Genomic DNA, 211 nt, shown 5'->3' with positions numbered 1-211 from the left:
CGCTGAATCGAGAGATCAAGCTGGATCTGAAGGTCGATAACCTTTTCGACAAGGGTTACAGCCGCGCGAACTACAGCTATGACGGCAGCCAGTATGGCTATCGCGAAGAAGTCACCACGGTTTCAGCGGTCAGGCGCGATCAATTGGCAGAGTTTGGCGGTAGCGCTGATCATTTGGCCACTTGGGCGCTCAAGGCCTTTGTCGGTGACCA

Annotated in this window: 1 pseudogene; it reads right to left on the bottom strand. The window is 55.0% G+C overall.

Annotated features, from left to right (window positions below):
* Nucleotides 1-122: 122 nt before the first annotated feature.
* Nucleotides 123-211 (bottom strand): annotated as a pseudogene (locus GTU76_RS30490) (cobalamin-binding protein); the annotation flags it as partial.

The sequence above is a fragment of the Pseudomonas crudilactis genome (assembly GCF_013433315.1).
Classification (GTDB): domain Bacteria; phylum Pseudomonadota; class Gammaproteobacteria; order Pseudomonadales; family Pseudomonadaceae; genus Aquipseudomonas; species Aquipseudomonas crudilactis.
Note: the sequence above shows the minus strand (reverse complement) of the source record. Positions and strands in the feature narration are given on the sequence as shown.